The sequence below is a fragment of the Lysobacter sp. Root983 genome, assembly GCF_001429345.1.
Taxonomy (GTDB): domain Bacteria; phylum Pseudomonadota; class Gammaproteobacteria; order Xanthomonadales; family Xanthomonadaceae; genus Lysobacter.
The window spans coordinates 560602-577241 of the sequence record NZ_LMJO01000017.1 but is presented as its reverse complement, the minus strand read 5'-3'; the positions used below and the strand labels follow the sequence as shown (position 1 = coordinate 577241).

The 16640-nt window shown below is 70.0% G+C and carries 14 protein-coding genes; 6 read left to right on the top strand and 8 right to left on the bottom strand.

Annotation, left to right across the window (positions count from 1 at the left end; all coding sequences use genetic code 11):
• Nucleotides 1-9: 9 nt before the first annotated feature.
• Complete coding sequence (locus ASE43_RS18560) at nucleotides 10-501, top strand: transcriptional repressor (RefSeq protein WP_056172532.1); 492 nt, start codon at nucleotides 10-12, stop codon at nucleotides 499-501.
• A 136-nt stretch (nucleotides 502-637) separates the two neighbouring features.
• Here the strand turns inward: ASE43_RS18560 and ASE43_RS18555 are convergent, their stop codons facing one another.
• Nucleotides 638-1882 (bottom strand): MFS transporter, encoded by a 1245-nt coding sequence (locus ASE43_RS18555; RefSeq protein WP_057161476.1) that lies wholly within the window; start codon nucleotides 1880-1882, stop codon nucleotides 638-640.
• Complete coding sequence (locus ASE43_RS18550) at nucleotides 1879-2373, bottom strand: MarR family winged helix-turn-helix transcriptional regulator (RefSeq protein WP_235568797.1); 495 nt, start codon at nucleotides 2371-2373, stop codon at nucleotides 1879-1881. The genes ASE43_RS18555 and ASE43_RS18550 overlap by 4 nt, the downstream gene beginning before the upstream one ends.
• A 258-nt stretch (nucleotides 2374-2631) precedes the next feature.
• On the opposite strand from ASE43_RS18550, the gene ASE43_RS18545 reads away from it, so the two are divergent.
• Complete coding sequence (locus tag ASE43_RS18545; RefSeq protein WP_157500059.1) at nucleotides 2632-4335, top strand: hypothetical protein; 1704 nt, start codon at nucleotides 2632-2634, stop codon at nucleotides 4333-4335.
• A gap of 140 nt (nucleotides 4336-4475) precedes the next feature.
• Here ASE43_RS18545 and ASE43_RS18540 read toward each other — a convergent pair whose 3' ends face one another.
• On the bottom strand, nucleotides 4476-6506 hold the full coding sequence (locus tag ASE43_RS18540; RefSeq protein WP_056172540.1) for a TonB-dependent receptor: 2031 nt from the start codon (nucleotides 6504-6506) through the stop codon (nucleotides 4476-4478).
• A gap of 97 nt (nucleotides 6507-6603) precedes the next feature.
• Here ASE43_RS18540 and ASE43_RS18535 point away from each other — a divergent pair, with 97 nt between their 5' ends.
• Together ASE43_RS18535 and ASE43_RS18530 are read left to right on the top strand one after the other, a co-directional pair.
• Complete coding sequence (locus ASE43_RS18535; RefSeq protein WP_056176324.1) at nucleotides 6604-7014, top strand: MerC domain-containing protein; 411 nt, start codon at nucleotides 6604-6606, stop codon at nucleotides 7012-7014.
• Between the two features lie 140 nt (nucleotides 7015-7154).
• Nucleotides 7155-7346, top strand: coding sequence for a 30S ribosomal protein THX (locus ASE43_RS18530; protein ID WP_056172544.1), 192 nt, complete (start codon nucleotides 7155-7157; stop codon nucleotides 7344-7346).
• A gap of 1051 nt (nucleotides 7347-8397) precedes the next feature.
• On the opposite strand, the gene ASE43_RS18525 is transcribed toward ASE43_RS18530, so the two are convergent.
• Together ASE43_RS18525 and hutI are read right to left on the bottom strand one after the other, a co-directional pair.
• The gene (locus ASE43_RS18525) at nucleotides 8398-9606 is read right to left on the bottom strand and encodes a dipeptidase (protein ID WP_057161474.1); all 1209 of its coding nucleotides are present in this window, start codon (nucleotides 9604-9606) and stop codon (nucleotides 8398-8400) included.
• A 33-nt stretch (nucleotides 9607-9639) separates the two neighbouring features.
• Nucleotides 9640-10923 (bottom strand): imidazolonepropionase, encoded by a 1284-nt coding sequence (gene hutI / locus ASE43_RS18520; RefSeq protein ID WP_082607368.1) that lies wholly within the window; start codon nucleotides 10921-10923, stop codon nucleotides 9640-9642.
• 113 nt (nucleotides 10924-11036) lie between these two features.
• On the opposite strand from hutI, the gene ASE43_RS18515 reads away from it, so the two are divergent.
• Nucleotides 11037-12389 (top strand): formimidoylglutamate deiminase, encoded by a 1353-nt coding sequence (locus ASE43_RS18515; RefSeq protein ID WP_057161473.1) that lies wholly within the window; start codon nucleotides 11037-11039, stop codon nucleotides 12387-12389.
• 219 nt (nucleotides 12390-12608) lie between these two features.
• On the opposite strand, the gene ASE43_RS18510 is transcribed toward ASE43_RS18515, so the two are convergent.
• Both ASE43_RS18510 and ASE43_RS18505 read right to left on the bottom strand, forming a co-directional pair.
• Nucleotides 12609-13136 (bottom strand): methylated-DNA--[protein]-cysteine S-methyltransferase, encoded by a 528-nt coding sequence (locus ASE43_RS18510; RefSeq protein WP_057161534.1) that lies wholly within the window; start codon nucleotides 13134-13136, stop codon nucleotides 12609-12611.
• A 61-nt stretch (nucleotides 13137-13197) separates the two neighbouring features.
• Nucleotides 13198-14790, bottom strand: a complete 1593-nt coding sequence (locus tag ASE43_RS18505) for a DNA-3-methyladenine glycosylase 2 (RefSeq protein WP_057161472.1) — start codon at nucleotides 14788-14790, stop codon at nucleotides 13198-13200.
• Between the two features lie 130 nt (nucleotides 14791-14920).
• On the opposite strand from ASE43_RS18505, the gene ASE43_RS18500 reads away from it, so the two are divergent.
• Nucleotides 14921-15343 carry a protease inhibitor I42 family protein gene (locus tag ASE43_RS18500; RefSeq protein WP_057161471.1) on the top strand — a complete coding sequence of 141 codons (423 nt, stop codon included), beginning with the start codon at nucleotides 14921-14923 and terminating at the stop codon, nucleotides 15341-15343.
• On the opposite strand, the gene ASE43_RS18495 is transcribed toward ASE43_RS18500, so the two are convergent.
• Nucleotides 15340-16590, bottom strand: coding sequence for an ectonucleotide pyrophosphatase/phosphodiesterase (locus ASE43_RS18495; RefSeq protein ID WP_057161470.1), 1251 nt, complete (start codon nucleotides 16588-16590; stop codon nucleotides 15340-15342). The two genes, ASE43_RS18500 and ASE43_RS18495, sit on opposite strands and share 4 nt — an antisense overlap.
• Between the last annotated feature and the right edge of the window lie 50 nt (nucleotides 16591-16640).

Genomic DNA, 16640 nt, shown 5'->3' with positions numbered 1-16640 from the left:
GAGCCCGCCATGAGCAGCCACACCGCCTGCACCGACCCCAAGCACCACGTCCACGACGGCGACGCCTTCGTGCACGAGGTGGAGCGGGCCTGCGAGCAGCGCGGGCTGCGGCTCACGCCGATCCGCGCCCACGCCCTGCGTCTGATCGCCGACGCCGGCAAGCCGATGAAGGCCTACGATCTTCTCGATCGCATGAAGGCCACCCACGACGCGGCCGCGCCGCCGACGGTATATCGCGCGCTGGACTTCCTGCTCGAGCACGGCTTCATCCACAAGCTGGCCTCGATCAACGCCTTCGTGGGCTGCCATCACCCGGGCGGCGCCCAGCACGCGGTGCCGTTCCTGATCTGCGACAGCTGCCAGTCGGCGACCGAACTGGAAGACGAGCGCATCGTCGATCTGCTGGAAGCGCGCGCCCGCGCGCTGGGTTTCGCGCCGCAGGCGCAGACCCTGGAAGTGCACGGCATGTGCGCGGACTGCGTGGCCAAGCAGGCGGCTTGAGCGCGTAATTCGCTTCCTGTCCTGTGGGAGCGGCGTAAGCCGCGATGGCCTTACCCGGTACGGTGGCGCTAATCGCGGCTTACGCCGCTCCCACAGAAAGCGCACGTCTCCCAGGGGCAAGTAGAACCGCGACGACTCAGGCCGTCGCCAGCGCGCGCTGCACGCGCGCCTCGCGGATCGGCAGGTTCGCGGCGGCGGCCAGCAGGGCCAGCACGATGTCGGCGTACCACATCCAGGTGTAGTCGCCGAACTTCGCCATCGCCAAACCGCCGAACCAGGCGCCGAAGAAACCGCCGATCTGGTGCGACAGCAGGGTCAGGCCGAACAAGGTGCCCAGGTAGCGCGGCCCGAACAGTTTGCCGACCAGGCCCGCGGTCGGCGGCACCGTGGCCAGCCAGGTCAGGCCCAGGCCGGCGGCGAAGATGAAGAAGGTGGTCGGCGTGGGCGGCGACACCAGATAGATGCCGATCATCGCCGCGCGGCTGGCGTACATCGCCGCCAGCAGGTACTTCATGCGATAGCGCTGGCCCAGCGCGCCCGCGGCCAGGCTGCCGGCGACGTTGAACAGGCCGATCAGGGCCAGGGCCACCGCCGACACGCTGTCGGGCAGACCGCACAGCGCGATCTCGCCGGGCAGGTGAGTGACCAGGAAGGCGATGTGGAAGCCGCAGGTGAAGAAGCCGATGTGCAGGCACCAGTAACTGCGGTCGCGTAGCGCGATGCGCACCTGCTCGCGCAGGCCGATGCCGGGTGCGGCCGTCGCGGTCGCCGCGCTGGCGGGCGCTGCGCGCCGGCGCAGCGGCCAGGCCAGAGGCAGCGTCGCCAGGGCCGCCACCGCCAATGCCCACATGCCCGCGGCCCAGCCCGCGGCGCTGATCACCGCCTGCGCGAACGGCGCGAACAGGAACTGCCCGAACGAGCCGCCGGCGTTGATCACGCCCGCGGCCATGGAACGGTTCTGCGCCGGCACCCGCGCCGCGGTCGCGCCGATCAGGATCGAAAAACTGCCCGCGCCCGCGCCGGCCGCGGCCAACACGCCCAGGGTCAGCAGCAGGCCCCATTCGGACGCGAACATCGGCGTCAGCGCCATGCCCGCGACCAGCAGCACGCTGCCGAACACCAGCACCCGGCCGGGGCCGCGCTGATCGGCGATGGCGCCGAACACCGGCTGCACCGCGCCCCACACGAATTGGCCGATCGCCAGCGCGAAGCTGATCTGGGCGATGCCCAGGCCGGTGCTGGCGCCGAGCGGCTTCACGAACAGGCCCAGCGACTGGCGCACGCCCATGGTGATCATCAGCATCGCGGTGGCGGCCAGCACCAGCGGCCAATAGCGGATCGCAGGCGCGGCGGCGGACGGAACGGCGGCATCGGCGCTCATGCGCGGGGTCCTTGCAGTTGGGCGATCGCAAGATCGAGGTGCGCATGCAGCGCGAGCAGGGCTTCGCGACCGAGTTCGCGTTCGATGGCGTCCTGCGCGGCCTGCCACAGCGGGATCGCGCGCGCGATCGCGCGCTTGCCGGCGGCGGTGACCTGGACCCGGCGCTGGCGCGCATCCTCACCGGCCGCGCTGGCGAGCCAGCCGGCGGCGAGCAGCGGCTTGAGATCGCGGCTGAGCGTGCTGCGGTCCATGCCGAGCTCGCGCGCGAACTCGCCGATGCTGCGCGGCTCGCCACCGACGCGGCGCAAGATCGAATACTGATTGAGGTTGAGCGCGGCCGGCGCCAGCGCCTGGTCGTAGCGCTGGCTCATCAGCCGGGTCAGCTTGCGCACGCGGAAGCAGGTGCAGGGCGACATCGCGCTGTCGCGCGCGCGCGGATCATCGTCGGCGGTGGGCTTGCTGCGGACTTTCGAGGCGCGGGAGGTCGGCATTGGGTGCATATGCATGTGATTAGCGTGCATATACCCATATTTCGGGCATCGGCGCAAGCGTCTGCCGCTGGATGAACGCCAAACGCGGTGCGCGGGCCCGGGAGGTCAGCGAGCGGGGCGCCCGCGCGCATCGGCATGGCTTGGCCGATCCGCAACGCGCGTTGCGTTCACCTTCGCACAGGGAGTTATGCGGCCATGAGGCCGCTGCACCGGCGACGCGCACAGCGCGCCTACAGTCGACACGACAAGGAGCAGTTCATGCCCGGCGATATCTTCATCCACGGCAATCCGTACATCGATATCCTCTACAAGTTCCCCTGTCCGCAACGCATCCTGATGGTCGCCGACAGCTCGCTCGACTTCGGCACCGCCGGTTTCGGGCTGTCCGAGTTCGTGCAGGTGGTGCGCAACGCCGGCCACACCGTGACCACCGCGCACCGTTCCGGCTCCGGCCCCGGCCTCAGCATCGCTGGTAGCTACGACTTCGCGACCGCCGCCACCGCGGTGACCGTCGCCAACTACGACCAGATCTGGCTGTTCGCCTTCAGCACCTCGGCCTTGCAGCCCGCCGAGCAGCAGCGTATCGCCCAGTTCATGCGCGACGGCGGCGGCATGTTCGCCACCGGCGACCACGACACCATCGGCGCGGGCATGGGCGCCAACCTGCCGCGGATCCGCTCGATGCGCGATTGGGCCAGCATTCCGATGGCGACCGTGGACCGCCACGACACCGTGCTGGAACCGGGCGCCGACGGCATCAAGCAGTTCAACGATCAGGCCGACGCGATTCCGCAGCGCATGTTCCCCGTGTTCTTCTCCAACGGCGGCGATCCCTTCGTGGCCTCGACCTGGGCGGTGCATCCGGTGCTGCGCCACAGTTCCGGCGCGGTGGACTATCTGCCCGACCATCCGCACGAAAGCCGCTGCCTGGCGCCGACGCCGGTCGCCGGCAACTTCGCGGGCATCGAGGAATGGCCCGCGCCCAGCGGCGGTGGTGCGCGGATCGCGCCGGTGGTGGTGGCGGTCTCGATGTCGGCCGGACGCTTCATCGTCAGCGGCGCGCCGACCTCCAGCGGCACCAAGCCGCCGGTCTATCCGCGCAGCTTCGGCGCGATCTCGGCCTACGACGGCGACCCGGCCGGCGCCGGCCGCATCGTGTGCGACGCGACCTGGCACCACTTCGTGAACATCAACCTCAACGGTTCCGGCGCGGGCAACGACCCGACCACCGGGCTGCCACGGACCGGGCTATACGCCGGCGGCATGCCGACGCCGGAATACCAGAAGATCCGCAGCTACTACCTCAACACCGTGCGTTGGTTGGCGCCGATCGGCCGCCGTTACTGCTGGCCGTTCCTGACCGCCGCGGCGATCCGCTACGACTACGAGATCGCCGAGCTGCGCCTGCCGCTGCCGCATCCCTGTCCCTGGGATCCGCTGTTGAAGCTGGGCCGGGTGGTGGAGGAAGTGTTGCTGGCGCGTGCGGGCCCGGGCGCGTTGGCGGACCTGGTGGACGGCATGTTGGCCACCGCTGGTCGCGGTTCTGGCCTGGCCGAATTGCTCGACAGTGCGCGCGTGCGCGGCGAGGCCAAGGAGGGCGGCGCACCCTCGCTGCTGCCCTTGCAGGACTTGCGTCGGGCGGTGGCGGGCACTCTGGTCAATCTGTTGGCCGCGAAGCTGCCCGAGGACGAGCAGAAGCTGGCATCGCTCATGCGCGATCACGACGGCCTGGCGATCGACGCCATCGCCGAGAGCCTGCAGGCGGCGGAGGGCGTTATCGTCGAGTACGTGGGCAAGGCATTGGAAGCCAGCGCGGCGCAGCTGCAGTCGCTGCGCGCTCAGTCGGTGAAGGCCGGCAAGCCGGTGTCACGGCCCACGCGCCCCGGCGCCAAGCCCGGCAAGGCGCTCAAGCAGACCAAATCCGCGAAGCCCGCGGCCAAGGCCAGGAAGACCTCGCGCTAAGGACGTACGTGTCCGCCAGCGTCGCCGTCCGCGGAGCGGGACGGCGACGCGGCGGGCACGCTGCCTAAACGTCCGAGTTCATGCGCGGGCCGCGATGCCGCGCGTCGATCCGTGCGGCGATCGCCAACGCGAAATCGCGATCAGAAGAACATGCGCACGCCGAAGGCCACGCCGCGGCCCGGCAACACCACCGTGTCCTTGAGGAAGGAGGTGTGCACGCGCGCTTCCTGATCGGTCAGGTTGGTGCCGTCCAGGAACAGCTCCCAGCCCAGTTGATCGGTGTCCCAGTGGTAGGCGAGGTGGGCGTCGACCAGGGTGTAGCCGTCGGTCGGGGTTTCGCCCACGGCCACGTCGTCCTGCTTCATGTACCGCGTGGCGCCCAGCGAGGCGCGCCACGAGGACGCGTTCCAGCGCAGCTCGCCGCCGAAACGCGCCGGCGCGATGCGCGGCAGGTTGCCGCCTTCGTCCAGGGTCGCGCGCACGCGATCGCCGAACACGCGCACGTCGAACTTGCCGGCGTCGCCGTCGAACACGTGCGCGATCGCCTCGGCCTCGAAGCCGCGGAAGCGCGCATCGGCCTGGCTCCACTGGCGCACCGGCAGGTCGTCCTCGATCAGGCCGGTGTCGCTGAGGTAGATGAAGCCGTCGAAGTTGGTCTGGTAGGCCGAGAGCTTGGCCTCGAAACGCGCGCCGTGGTAATGCAGGCCGAGTTCGAACTGGTTGGCGCGCTCCTTGCGCAGATCGGCGTCGCCGATCTCGAACGAAGCGGTGGCCACGTGCGGGCCGTCAGCGAACAGTTCCTCTTCGGCCGGCGCGCGTTCGGCGCGGTCCAGGTTGAGGCTCAGGCGCCAGGCCTCGTTGAACTTCCAGATCGCGCCGGCCGACAGGCTGAGCGGGGTGAACGAGCGATCGAAGCCGGTGGCCGGATTGCTCTCGATGCGGTCGACGCGCGCGCCCAATTCGACTTGCAGCGCATCCCATTCGTTCTGCTCGGTCACGAACGCGCCGTAACCCTTGGTGCGGGTGCGCGGTACGAAGGCCTCTTCGCCGATCGCCTCGAAGGTGCGGTCGTAGCCCTGCAGGCCGAACGCGCCGATCCAGCCGCCGAACGGCTTGTGGGTCAGCTCCAGCCGGCCTTCGGTGGCTTCGTTGGTGAAGCGGGTGCCGACTTCCTCGCCCTCGAATTCGACGTGCTCGTAATCGGTGTGGGCGACGCTGGCGCGCAGGCCGCTGAAGATGCCGAACTCCTGGTTGATGCCGGCCTTGCTCTCGAAGCGGCTCTGCTTCATTTCCAGGTGCACGCCGGCTTCGCCCGCGGCGATATCGCCGGGCTCGCCCGGGTTGCCGTAGCTGTCCTCGTAGCGCGAGGCCGAGAAGCCGAGGAAGCCCAGGTCGCCGACCAGCGACGCGCCCAGCGCGCCGGTCTTGGTATCGACGAAGCTGTTGCGCTGCCGGCCCAGCGGGGTCTGGTAATCCTTGTTGTTGCGGTACACGCCGTCGGCGTGCAGCACCAGCGCGCCGTCGGCGCCCATGGCGTCGACGCGGGCCATACCGGTGAAGCCGTCGTTGACCGTATCGTGGCGCACCTCGGCGCGACCGGACACGGTTTCGTCCAGCGGTTTTTCGGCGATGCGGCCATCGACCACGTTGACCACGCCGCCGATCGCGCCGCTGCCGTAGAGCAGGGTGGCCGGGCCTTTCAGGACTTCGATCTGATCGGCCAGGAAGGGCTCGACGCTGACGTTGTGGTCCTGGCTGACGGTCGACACGTCCTGGGTGGCCATGCCGCCGGACAGCACGCCCACGCGCGGGCCTTCGAGGCCGCGGATGATAGGGCGGCCGACGCCGGCGCCGAAGTTGGAGCTCTGTACGCCGGGCAGCTTGCCGATGGTTTCGCCCAGGGTCGCGCCGCGGGCTTCGTCCAGCTTCTCGCCGGACAGCACCTCGACGGGTTGGGCCAGATCCTCGGCGCTGGCGCGCAGCGGCGAGGCGGTCACCACCACCGAGTCCAGGTCGGTGGGCTGGTCGTGGCGTTTGTCGCTGGCGGTGTCGCTGCCGGAGGCCTGGTCGGGCGCTTGCTGGGCGAGGGCGGGGCCGGCGAGCGGCAGGGCGAGGGTGAGGGCGATCGCAAGCAGGCTGCGGCGCGGGCGACGGGCTAGCATGGGGGGCATGATCCGGGCAGGTGACGGGAGGACGTGGAATGTTATATAGTAACGAAATGCGATTTGCACCCTCCCAGAAGTCACCCCGCCCTTGCTCGCGTTGCTGATGCCTCCCCTACGTCCCCGCAGTTTCCTCGACCGCCTCGGCGCCTTCGGCTCCTTGTTGTGCGCGGTCCATTGCGCCTTGCTGCCGCTGCTGATCGCGGTCCTGCCCACCCTGGGCGTGGCCGGCTGGTTCGACGACAGCTTCGAGCTGGCCTTCGTGGTGTTCGCGACCCTGCTGGGTCTGTTCAGCGTGGTCTGGGGCTATCGCCGCCACCACGCCGTGCGCGCCCTGTCGTTACTGGCGCCGGGCCTGCTGGTGCTGTGGCTGGGCGTGCTGTACGCGCCGCTGCACCATTCGGTGGTGCCGCACGCGATCGTGATGACCCTGGGCGGTACCCTGGTCGGGCTGGCCCATCTGGCCAATCTGCGGCTCAATCACGGCCACGTGCACGACGCCAGCTGCGCCCACTGAGGGCCGGCCGGGACCGCGAAAGCCGCTTGTGCTAGGCTTCGCAGCCTCGCGCGCGACGCGTGGGCCGGATCCTTACGTCGACCGCGCCCGTCCGGCGCGCGACCGCATACCGCACTAACGAATAATTCAGGAGCACGACCATGGGTAAAGGCGACCGCAAGACCGCCAAGGGCAAGCGCTACAACTCCAGCTACGGCAACGCCCGCAAGGCCGTGACCAAGGCCGCCGGCACGGCCGCCGCGCCGGCCGCGAAGAAGACCGCGAAGGCCCCGGCTGCGAAGGCGCCGGTAGCCAAGAAGGTCGTGGCCAAGAAGGCCGCTGCCAAGGAGTAAGCGTCGGTTTCGACGCTGCGCTGAAAACCCCGCTTCGGCGGGGTTTTTTGTTTTGAGGCTGTGGGGCGGGGCGATGGGGATGCCGGGCCTCCGTGGCCCTGCTCGCTTGTGATTACGCAAGGAGTGCTTTGGCGCTTGCTCGTCATTCCCGCGAGGGTGGGGGCCGCTTTGCTTCGGCGGAGTTGAGCATCCGGTGTTGGCGTCTTCCTGCACGCAAGTCCGCTCCTTCGCTTCTGGCCCCCTCCTTTGCAAAGGGTGAAGCCGTGCGGCTTGCGAACCGCAAGTGAGCGCCAGCAGGCTCTTGCTGCTAGCTCCCTCCTTTATAAAAGGAGGGTTGGGGAGGATTTGCTTTTGCTCTGCTGTCGCCTCTTCTGACCGAAGGTCAAAGGCTTCCGCCTGCTGCGCATGCGGGTCACTTTCTCTTGCTCTTAGCTCCCTCCTTTGTAAAAGGAGGGTTGGGGAGGATTTGCTGTTGCTTTGCTTTCGTCTCTTCGTCACGAAAGTCAACGGCTTCCGCCTGCTGCGCATGCGGGTCACTTTCTCTTGCTAGCCCAAGAGAAAGTGACCAAAGAGAAGGGCTGGCCTGACCAACCCTCCCCTGCGAGTTCGGGGCTTTCGCCGGGATTTTTCGAATGGACATCCCTGTCCATTCGAAAAACGGCGCGCGTCCTGCGCGCCGCCCTTCGGGTCTACGNGACCAACCCTCCCCTGCGAGTTCGGGGCTTTCGCCGGGATTTTTCGAATGGACATCCCTGTCCATTCGAAAAACGGCGCGCGTCCTGCGCGCCGCCCTACGGGTCTACAGTTGGTCGTGTGAATGCGGCGCTTTTGGATTTGAATGCCGCAGCAACAGCAACAGCAACAGCAACAGCAACAGCAACAGCAAACGGCAAACGGCAAACGGCGTGACTGGCGCTTTACCGGCGGCGATGCAGCGTCGCTTCCGGCGTTACGTCGACTGTCGCGAATGTGCCCCCTCTCCCGCGCGGCGGGAGAGGGTTGGGGTGAGGGCCGCTAGCTACGGGATCGGAGCGCAGCGCGCTGACTGGCCTTACTTGCCCGCAGCCGCGACCTTCTCGACTTCGCGCCACACCCGCAGCAGGTTCTCGCCCAGGATCTTGCGGATGTCCTCGTCCTTGTGTCCGCGCGCCTGCAGACCGGCGATCAAGTTCGGGTAGTCGCCGACGCTGCGCAGGCCTTCTGGCAACGCGCCGCTGACGCCGTCGAAGTCGGAGCCGATGCCGACGTGGTCGGCACCCAGCAGCTTCACCGCATAGTCGATCTGGTCCAGCACCGCGTCGATCTTGACCTGCTGCGCCGGGTGCGTGCGCTCCCATTCCTTATCGAATTCCTCGGCGCTGGGCGGCGTTTCGCCGCGCGCGGCCGCGTCGGTGCGGGCGCGGTCGAACTCGGGCCGCGCGCGGAAATAGGCGGTGGTGTCGGCGGCGGTCTTGGGGTCGACGAAGGCATTGCCGAAGGTGATCTGGACCACGCCGCCTTGCTTGGCGATCGCCAGCGCGAGTTCGTCGCTGAGGTTGCGCTCGAAGTCGGGGGTGAAATGGCGCAGGCCGGAATGGCTGGCAATCACCGGCGCGCGGCTGGCGGCCAGCGCGGCGCGGGTGGCGTCGTCGGACAGGTGCGAGACGTCGACCATGATGCCCAAGCGGTTCATTTCCGCGATCACCTCCAGGCCGAACGGGCTCACGCCCTTCCACGGCCGTTCCAGACTGTAGGAGCCGTCGGCGATGCGGTTGCTGTGGCTATGGGCCAGGGTGATGTAGCGCACGCCGCGCGCGTGGAACTGCTTCAGGCGCGCCAGGTCGTCGCCGATCGGCGCGCCGTTCTCCATGCCCAGCGCCAGCAGTACCCGACCGCCGTCGATCAGGCGTGCGTAATCCTGCGGCGAACGCAGGATCGCGAACTTGTCCGGGTGCCGCCCGACCATGGCCTCGACCGCGTCGATCTGGGTGCTGGCGACCTGCCAGGCGCTGCCGTCCTTGTCCTGCTCGGGCGAGGTATAGATCGACATGAAGGCGACATCCAGGCCGCCCTGGCGCGCGCGCGGATAGTCGAACTCGACCTTGGGCGAATCCAGGCCGAGGTCGTTCCAATGCTTGAGCAGCTCGGTCGGCGCGTCGATATGGGTGTCGACGATGGTCGCGGCGCGCGCGAGTTTCTGCGCCGGGCTCAGAGCCTCGTCGGCGCGGGCGTGGCCGGCGAACAGGGCGAGGGTACAGGCGGCGACGAGCAGAGAGCGCATGCGGAAACCTCGAGGTTTGGGAAAGGAGACGCTTTACTCGGTCGTACCGCCGGCGATACGGCGTCCGTTGGCGTAGACCTCGCCCGCGAGCGCGCCGCCCAGCCAATAGCACAACTCGGAGGGATGGCCGATGCGCCAGCGCACGAAGTCGGCGCGCGCGCCCACGCGCAACGCGCCGCGGTCGTCGTAGCCCAGCGCGCGCGCGGCATGCACGGTGGCGCCACGCAGCGCCTCCAACGGGGTCAGGCGGAAATGCGCGCAGGCCAGCTGCATGGCCTGGCGCAGCGACTGCAGCGGCGAGGTGCCGGGGTTGCAGTCGGTGGCCACGGCCATGGCCACGCCGTGTTCACGGAACGCGTCCAGCGGAGGCAGGCGGGTCTCGCGTAGCACATGGAACGCGCCCGGCAGCAGCACCGCGACCGTGCCGTGCTCGGCCATCGCGCGCACGCTGGCTTGCGAGGTGTACTCGACATGGTCGGCCGACAGGCCGGAGAACTCGGCCGCCAGCGCGGCGCCGCCGAGGTCGCTGAGCTGATCGGCGTGCAGCTTGACCGGCAGGCCCAGCGCGCGCGCGGTCTCGAACACGCGCCGGGTCTGGGCTGGGCTGAAGCCGATGCCTTCGCAGAAGGCGTCGACCGCGTCGACCAGGCCTTCCTCGTGCAGCGGACGCATCCAGCCGCACACCGCGGCCACGTAGTCGTCGGCGCGGCCGGCGAACTCGGGCGGCAGCGCGTGCGCGCCCAAATAGGTGGTGCGCACGCTCACGCCCAGCACCTCACCGATGCGGCGCGCGACGCGCAGCATCTTGCGTTCGTGTTCGTAGTCCAGGCCGTAGCCGGACTTGATCTCCAGGGTGGTCGCGCCGTCGGCGATCAGCGCCTGCGCGCGCGGCAGCGATTGCCGCAGCAGCTCGTCCTCGTCGGCGGCGCGGGTGGCGCGCACGGTGGACACGATGCCGCCGCCGTTGCGCGCGATCTCCTCGTAGCTGGCGCCCTGCAGGCGCAGTTCGAACTCGCGCGCACGGTCGCCGGCGAACACCAGGTGGGTGTGGCAGTCGACCAGGCCGGGGGTGATCCAGCCGTCGGCGACGATCACCTGCGCGGCCAGCGTGGCCGGGTCGCCGGGTAGGCCGGCGCGTGGGCCGACGTAGCGCAGGATGCCGTCGCGCCAGCCCAGGGCGGCGTCGGCGATCTCGCCGTAGCCTTCGTCCGCATCCAAGGTGGCCAGCGAGGCGCCGACGATCAGTCCATCCAGGGGCAGGTCCTGCGGCGGCAGGGCGTCGCCGGCGGAGGCGGCGTGGGGGCTGGGGCGGTTCATGGCTCGATTCTAACGGAGCGGGTGTCTGGCGGAGCGCGTGCGATCGGGCGCCTGCGGCGCGTCGCGACGCTGCGCGCAGCGCGTACGTAGGGCGGGTCTGTAGAATCCGGCGCATGGAAAATCTCGACGCGACCACGCTGTGGACCCCCGCCGGTTGGCGCCACGACACCGGGCTGCGCCTGGACGACGACGGTCGCATCCTCGCCGTGGACGGCGTCGCGCCGGTCGCCGATGCGGCGCGCCTGGTGCCCGGCATCGCCAACCTGCATTCGCACGCGTTCCAGCGCGCGATGGCCGGCATGGCCGAGCGCCAGACCGATCCGCGCGACAGCTTCTGGACCTGGCGCGAGACCATGTACCGCTTCGCCGCCGGCTTCTCGCCCGATACCTTGTATGCGGTGGCTTCGCAGCTCTATGTCGAGATGCTGGAGGCCGGCTACACCACGGTCTGCGAGTTCCATTACCTGCATCACGCGCCCGACGGCCGCCGTTACGACGATCCGGCCGCGATGTCGCGCGCCTTGATCGCGGCCGCGCGCGACACCGGCATCCGCCTGACCCTGTTGCCGGTGCTGTACATGACCGGCGGTTTCGACGAGCGCCCGCTGAGCGAACGCCAGCGCCGCTTCGGCCACCAGGTCGAGGACTATCTGGACCTGTTGCAGCGCCTGCGTGGCGATGTCGGTCACGGCCTGCGCGTGGGCTGTTCGCTGCACAGCCTGCGTGCGGTGCCGCCGCAGGCGATGGCCGAGACGCTGGCCGCGCTGCCGGCCGACAGCCGTGTGCACATCCACATCGCCGAACAGGTCGCCGAGGTCGAGGACTGCCTGGCCATCCGCAAGGCGCGGCCGGTGCGCTGGCTGCTCGATCACGCCCCGGTCGACGAGCGCTGGACCCTGGTCCACGCCACCCACCTGGACGAGGACGAGACGCAGGCGATCGCGCGCAGCGGCGCGACGGTGGCGATCTGCACCACCACCGAGGGCAATCTCGGCGACGGCCTGTTCCCCTTGCGCGACTATCTGGACGCGGGCGGGCGCTGGGGCGTGGGTTCGGACTCGCATATCTCGGTGTCGCCGATCGAGGAGCTGCGTTGGCTGGAATACGGCCAGCGCCTGATCACGCGCCGGCGCAATATCGCCGTGGACGCGGCGGTGCCCAGCGTCGGCGAAACCCTGATGCGCGGGGTCGCCGCGAGCGCCGCGGATTCGACCGGGCACGCGATCGGCAGCCTTGCGGTCGGCGAATACGCCGATGCGCTGGTGCTGGATGCGCAGGCGCCGATCTTCGCCGGCGCGCAGGACGAGGATGCGCTGGACCGCTGGCTGTTCGCCGGCAACCGACCGGCGGTGCGCGAGACCTGGGTCGGCGGCCGCCGCGTCGTCGCCGATGGGCGCCATCGTGATCGCGACGCGGTCGCGGCCGCGTACCAGCGCGCGATGCGGGTGTTGTTGGAAACCGCCTGATCGCGCCTGTGCCCGCGACCCGCTTGCTGTGGGAGCGGCGTGAGCCGCGATCGCGCAGCTGCAACGCGCGACGAAACCGACGATCCGCAACGCACTGCAAGCGAGAACGCCCCCGCAAGGAGGCGTTCGTCACGTGGCGCGACATTCGTCGACAGTGCGGTCTCGCTATCGCGGCTTACGCCGCTCCCACAGGGGGCGGGAGCCGGAGACGCGCGGTGACTAGCCGAACAAATCGTTCGCCGGGGCGAGCGCGCCTTCCAGTTCCAGCAGGAAACGTTTGGTCGGCAGGCCGCCACCGAAGCCGGTGAGGCTGCCGTCGGCGCCGATCACGCGGTGGCAGGGCAGCACGATGGGCAGCGGGTTGCGGCCGTTGGCGGCGCCGACGGCGCGCATTGCGCTGGCCTGGCCCAGGTGTCGCGCCATCTGGCCGTAACTCCAGGTCTGGCCCCAGGGGATCAGCGCCAGCGTGCGCCAGCATTGCAGCTGGAACGCGGTGCCGTGCGGCGCCAACGGCAGGTCGAACGCGCGCCGCGTGCCGGCGAAGTATTCGTCGAGCTGCTTCTGCGTTTCGCTGAGCACGGCGTTGTCGCCTGGCTGCCAGCGCGCATCGATCGCGGCCGGGTGCCAGGGCGCTTCGAACTCGATCAGGCGCAGGCCGTCGTCGCCGCTGGCGAGCAGCAGCGGGCCCACCGGGCTGTCGATGTGGCGATAAGTGATGGGGCCGTCCTTGAGGCGGATCTGGCTCATGCGCGCGGCCTCGCGGTTGCGGCGACGGCGCGGCGCGACGGGCGCTCGCGGCGTGGCGGGATCATTCGGCATCGCTCCTCGCTTCGGCGGCGGCCTGCGCGCGGCTGCGCGTGCGTGCGCGTGGCGCGATCGGCTTGGCGACCGGCTTGGGCGCGCCCATGGAATCGCGCCACAGGTGGATCACCGCATAGGCGCGCCACGGCCGCCAAGCCTCGGCGCGCGCGATCAGCGCCTTCGCGCTCATGCGGCTGCCGTCCTCGGGCACGGCTTTCTGCAGCACCAGGTCGTCGGCGGGGAAGGCGTCGGGGTGGCCCAGCGCGCGCATCGCGATGTAGTTGGCGGTCCAGGGACCGATGCCGGGCAGCGCCACCCAGCGCGCGGCGAAATCGTCCAGGGTGCGCTCGGCGCCGAAACCCACGCCGCTGTCGACGCGGCCGTCGAGCAGGGCGCGCGCGACCGTGCGCACGGTGTCGGCGCGCGCGCGGGTCAGGCCGATCTGGCTGAGGTCGGCGTCGACCAGCGCGTCCGGGGTCGGGAACAGATGCTCCAGGCCCGGCGCGAACGGATGCGGCAGGGCCTGGCCGAAACGCTGGGCCAGGCGCGCGGCGAGGGTGCGCGCGGCGGCCACGCTGACCTGCTGGCCGAGGATCGCGCGCACCGCGATTTCGAAACCGTCCCAGCCGCTGGGCAGGCGCAGCCCAGGGCGCTTCTTCAACAATGGGCGCAGGCGCGGGTCCACCGACAGCGCGTCGGCGATCGCGTTCGGATCGGCGTCCAGATCGAACATGCGACGCAGGCGGTTGATGATCTCCAACAACTGCGAGGGCGCCGGCCCGTGCAGTTCCAGTTTCAGCGCGTGTTCGCCGCCGGGCCAGGCGCTCACCCGCAGCCAGCCCGGCCGTTCGATCGGGCCGATCACGCGCGCGTAGCTGTGCTCGTCGACGCTTTCCACGCCGGGCAGGGCGCGACCGCGCAGGAAATCCAGCATGGTCGCGAAGTCGTAGGGCGGGCGGTAACCCAGGCGCAGGGTCAGCACGTCGTCGCCGGCGCCGGCGTTCTCGTTCGGGCGCCGGCGCAGATCGCGCGGGGCCATGCGGTAGGCCTCGAGAAACGTGGCATTGAAGCGGCGCAGGCTGCCGAAGCCGGCGGCCATCGCGACTTCGGTGATCGGCAGCGCGGTCTCGGTCAACAACTGCTTGGCGAACAGCAAGCGGCGCGTGCCGTGCACGCCGATCGGCGCCGCACCCAGACGCTCCACGAACAAGCGCCGCAGTTGCCGCTCGCCCAGGCCGACGCGTTCGGCCAGCGCCGACAGCGGATGTTCGGCGAGCAGGCCCTGGTCGATCAGCTTGAGCGCGCGCGCGACCGCGGCGTCGCCGCGGCGCCAGGCGCCGTCGCTGGGCGACAGCTCGGGACGGCAGCGCAGGCAGGGGCGGAAACCGGCGGCTTCGGCGGCCGCGGCGTTGCCGTAATAGAGGACGTTCTCGCGCTTGGCCGCGGGCGCCGGGCACACCGGCCGGCAATAGATGCGGGTGCTGGTGACGGCGGTGAAGAACAGGCCGTCGAAGCGCGGGTCGCGGCTCAGACGCGCCTGTTCGCAGACGCGCCAGTGCGGCAGGCTGTCCTGGGCGACGGGGGCGGGGAAGGTCGGCATGGAACCCAGGCTAGCACCGTCGCGGGGCTAGGACTCGCCGGATTCGGACATGGACGTGGAGGCCGCGTCACGGCGGTTTCGGCGACCGCGATGCATACTCCGCGGCACCGTCCGAGCAGGGAGCTCCGCCATGAATTCTCGTCATCTGTTTGTCGGCTGCGCGCTCGCGCTGAGCCTGGCGGCCTGCGCCAGCGGCAACGGCGCAGGCTCCGCGCCGGCGTCCGGCGCCGAGCGCGTGCTCAGCGCCGCCGACAGCGCCGCGCCGGTGGTGTTGAGCGTGGGCGAAACCGTCGTGGTCCAGGTCGAGGCGAATCCCAGCACCGGCTACGGCTGGATCGTCGACCAGGCCGCCGCGGCGGGCACGCTGGAACAGGTCGGCGAACCCTCGATGGTCTTGTCGAATCCCGGCGCGGTCGGCGGTGGCGGCACCCAGACCTGGCGCTTCCGCGCCGTCGCCAAGGGCCAGGGCGAGCTGCGCATGGATTACCGCCGGGCCTGGGAAAAGGACGTGCCGCCCGTGCGCAACGTGGCCTGGACGATCGAGGTCCGCTAAGGCCGCTGCTGGTCGTCGCGCAGGGCCGGCAGCAGTGGCGCGATGTCGCCGTCGTTGCGCGCCGGACGAATGCCGGCCAGGCGCGCCAGCAGCGGATAGACGTCGACGTTGTCGAACGCGGGCAGGGTCGCGCCACGCCGGAACGCGGGGCCGCGCGCGAGGAAGATCGCACGCATCGACGGCAGCGCCGGGTCGTAGCCGTGCGAGCCGCGGTTCGCGTTCGGACGTTTCGCCAGTGCCGAGCGCTGGATCGCGTCCCAGCCTTCGTGCATCTGGCATACGATCGCCGGCACGCGCGGATGGCGGCCGTAATGCCAGCGCGCGGGCAGGTCCTGCTTGCGCCAGCAGTCGTATTGTTCGTGGCGGCCGACCAGCTTCGCCGCTACCGTCGCTTCCTGGCCGGGCTTGGGCACGATGCCAATCGACTGTCCGATCGACACCACGGTCGCCTCCTGCATCGACACCATGTCCTCGACCGCGATCGCGTGGCCCGGCGCGACCGTGGCCATGCCATGGTCCGAGACCACGATCAGGTTCACCCGTTCGAGCTGGTCGCGCGCAGCCAGGCCGTCGAGCAGGCGTCCGATCGCGGCGTCGATCGTGCGGATGGCGTCGCGCGCCTCGTCCGAATCCGGGCCGTGCTCGTGTCCGGCTTTGTCCAGGGCATCGAAGTACAGCGTGATCACGCGCGGCCGCGTCGCCGCCGGTTCGCCCAGCCAGCCCAGCACTTCGTTCACGCGCGCATCGGCCGAGACGGTTTCGTCGAACGGCCGCCAGCGCGTCGGCCTACGGCCCTGCACCGGCGCCTCGCTGCCGGGCCAGAACAAGGTCGCGCTGCGTAGGCCCGCTTTCTCGGCGCCGACCCAGATCGGCTCGCCGCCCCACCAGCGGGTGTCGCCCACGGCCTTGCGGTCGGCGACCCGGAAATCGCCCAGGCCGTCTTCCCACATGCTGTTGTGGACGATGCCGTGGTGGTCCGGGCGCAGGCCGGTGACGATGGTGTAGTGATTCGGGAAGGTCAGCGAGGGATAGGAGGGATTCATCCACGCCGCGCGCACGCCGTCGCGCGCGATGCGTTCGAGGTTGGGCGAAATGCCGCGCTCGAAGTAGTCGTTGCGGAAGCCGTCGATCGAGATCAACAGCACCGGTGCGGGTTCGGCCGCGGCCGGTTGCGGCGCGCGGGTGGCGCAGGCGGCGAGGAAAAGGGCGAGCAGGGCGGTCGCGGCCGCCGGCAGATAGGAGCGCATGGCCGGATCATAACGGGCGCAGATTGCGTCCAGACGTCGGCATGACTTCC

Bases quoted from the DNA above. Each gene is read 5' to 3' on its own strand.
- ASE43_RS18525 (WP_057161474.1), bottom strand. From the start codon at position 9,606: ATGCGCTCTCTGCTCGTCGCCGCCTGTACCCTCGCCCTGTTCGCCGGC.
- ASE43_RS18545 (WP_157500059.1), top strand. From the start codon at position 2,632: ATGCCCGGCGATATCTTCATCCACGGCAATCCGTACATCGATATCCTC.
- ASE43_RS18535 (WP_056176324.1), top strand. From the start codon at position 6,604: ATGCCTCCCCTACGTCCCCGCAGTTTCCTCGACCGCCTCGGCGCCTTC.
- ASE43_RS18515 (WP_057161473.1), top strand. From the start codon at position 11,037: ATGGAAAATCTCGACGCGACCACGCTGTGGACCCCCGCCGGTTGGCGC.
- ASE43_RS18500 (WP_057161471.1), top strand. From the start codon at position 14,921: ATGAATTCTCGTCATCTGTTTGTCGGCTGCGCGCTCGCGCTGAGCCTG.
- ASE43_RS18560 (WP_056172532.1), top strand. From the start codon at position 10: ATGAGCAGCCACACCGCCTGCACCGACCCCAAGCACCACGTCCACGAC.
- hutI (WP_082607368.1), bottom strand. From the start codon at position 10,923: ATGAACCGCCCCAGCCCCCACGCCGCCTCCGCCGGCGACGCCCTGCCG.
- ASE43_RS18510 (WP_057161534.1), bottom strand. From the start codon at position 13,136: ATGAGCCAGATCCGCCTCAAGGACGGCCCCATCACTTATCGCCACATC.
- ASE43_RS18555 (WP_057161476.1), bottom strand. From the start codon at position 1,882: ATGAGCGCCGATGCCGCCGTTCCGTCCGCCGCCGCGCCTGCGATCCGC.
- ASE43_RS18495 (WP_057161470.1), bottom strand. From the start codon at position 16,590: ATGCGCTCCTATCTGCCGGCGGCCGCGACCGCCCTGCTCGCCCTTTTC.
- ASE43_RS18505 (WP_057161472.1), bottom strand. From the start codon at position 14,790: ATGCCGACCTTCCCCGCCCCCGTCGCCCAGGACAGCCTGCCGCACTGG.
- ASE43_RS18530 (WP_056172544.1), top strand. From the start codon at position 7,155: ATGGGTAAAGGCGACCGCAAGACCGCCAAGGGCAAGCGCTACAACTCC.
- ASE43_RS18550 (WP_235568797.1), bottom strand. From the start codon at position 2,373: ATGCCGACCTCCCGCGCCTCGAAAGTCCGCAGCAAGCCCACCGCCGAC.
- ASE43_RS18540 (WP_056172540.1), bottom strand. From the start codon at position 6,506: ATGCCCCCCATGCTAGCCCGTCGCCCGCGCCGCAGCCTGCTTGCGATC.